A 2,102-nucleotide genomic window follows, 5' to 3' on the forward strand; every position below is an offset into this window, starting at 1 on the left:
CTCCGGCTCGGCGGCCGCCTCCGGCTCGGGGGCGGGAGCGGGAGCGGCGGCCTCGGGCGCCTCGGCGGGCGCCTCCTTCGGCTCGTCCGCCCTGACCACCACGGCCTCCGGCTGCTCGGCACTCTTCGGGGCGCCCGCCGGGGCGGACACCTTGCGGGTCGCCCGGCGGCGGGTACGCCCACGGCTCGCGGCGGCCTCGGCCTCGGCGGCGCTGCTGTACAGCTCCTCGTCGGCCGCGAAGACCGGCTCCGGCAGCGCCTTCGGCTCCGCGACCTCCGCCGCGATCTCCTCGGCGGCCTCGACGACCGTCTCGGCCTCGACGACGGCGGCCTCCTCCGGCGCGGGCGCCTGCTGGCCGCCGGACTTCTTCTTCTTGCGCTTGCCGCCGCCACCGCCGCCGGCCACCGTCGGCTGGTCCATGTGGACGATCACGCCGCGGCCGTTGCAGTGGACGCAGGACTCGGAGAACGACTCCAGCAGGCCCTGGCCGACCCGCTTACGGGTCATCTGGACCAGGCCGAGCGAGGTGACCTCCGCCACCTGGTGCTTCGTACGGTCCCGGCCCAGGCACTCCAGCAGCCGCCGCAGCACCAGATCGCGGTTGGACTCCAGCACCATGTCGATGAAGTCGATCACGATGATGCCGCCGAGGTCGCGCAGCCGCAGCTGGCGCACGATCTCCTCGGCCGCCTCCAGGTTGTTCCTGGTGACCGTCTCCTCCAGGTTGCCGCCCTGGCCGGTGAACTTGCCGGTGTTGACGTCGACCACGACCATCGCCTCGGTCCGGTCGATCACCAGGGAGCCGCCGCTGGGCAGCCAGACCTTGCGGTCCAGCGCCTTCATCAGCTGCTCGTCGATCCGGTACGTGGCGAAGACGTCGACGTCCGAGTTCCACTTCTGGAGCCGGTCGACGAGGTCGGGCGCGACGTGCGAGACATAGCCGTGGATGGTCTGCCAGGCGTCCTCGCCGCTCACGATGACCTTGGAGAAGTCCTCGTTGAAGATGTCGCGGACGACCCGGACGGTCATGTCCGGCTCGCCGTAGAGCAGCGTCGGCGCGTTGCCGCTCTTCGCCTTCTTCTTGATCTCTTCCCACTGCGCCTGGAGCCGCTGGACGTCGCGGGCCAGCTCGTCCTCGCTCGCGCCCTCCGCGGCGGTGCGGACGATCACGCCCGCGTCCTCGGGGACGATCTTCTTGAGGATCTGCTTCAGCCGGGCGCGCTCGGTGTCGGGCAGCTTGCGGCTGATGCCCGTCATGGAGCCCTCGGGGACGTACACCAGGTAGCGGCCGGGCAGGGAGACCTGGCTGGTCAGCCGGGCGCCCTTGTGGCCGATCGGGTCCTTGGTGACCTGGACGAGCACGGACTGCCCGGACTTCAGGGCGGTCTCGATGCGGCGCGGCCCGTTGGACAGCCCCAGCGCCTCGAAGTTGACCTCGCCCGCGTACAGCACGGCGTTGCGGCCCTTGCCGATGTCGACGAAGGCGGCCTCCATCGACGGCAGCACGTTCTGGACCTTGCCCAGGTAGACGTTGCCGACGTAGCTGGTGGCCTGCTCCTTGTTGACGAAGTGCTCGACGAGGACGTTGTCCTCCAGCACGCCGATCTGGGTGCGCTCGCCGTTCTGCCGGACGACCATCACCCGCTCGACCGCCTCGCGGCGGGCCAGGAACTCGGCCTCGGTGATGATCGGCACCCGGCGGCGGCCCTGCTCGCGGCCCTCGCGGCGGCGCTGCTTCTTCGCCTCCAGACGCGTCGAGCCCTTGATCGACTGGACCTCGTCGGAGCTCGTCTCTTCCTTCTTCCGGGGCTCGCGGACCTTGACGACCGTGCGCTCCGGGTCGTCACCGCCCGACTCACCCTCGGCGGCGTCCCCGCTGCGACGGCGGCGACGGCGGCGGCGACGGCTGCTGCTGGAGCTGCCACCGCCCGGCTCACCGGCCTCGGCGGTCTCCTCCTCGGCGGCGCCCGGCTCCTCGCCGGTCTCGCCCTCGGACTGCGCCTCGTCCTCGTAGGCCGCGCCGTCCTCGCCCTCGGCACGACCCTCGCCGCCCTCGGCGTCGGCGGCCTCGCCCCGGCGGCGGCGACGGCCGCCACGGCGAC

At 72.2% G+C, this 2,102-nt stretch carries 1 protein-coding gene; it reads right to left on the reverse strand.

The window, feature by feature from the left end:
- Positions 1-2,102 (reverse strand): Rne/Rng family ribonuclease (locus EEJ42_RS31920; RefSeq protein ID WP_148082087.1); only part of this gene is annotated, 2,102 nt, incomplete at both ends.

Origin of the sequence: Streptomyces botrytidirepellens, from assembly GCF_003721215.1 — a bacterium.
GTDB classification, from domain to species: Bacteria; Actinomycetota; Actinomycetes; order Streptomycetales; family Streptomycetaceae; genus Streptomyces; species Streptomyces himastatinicus.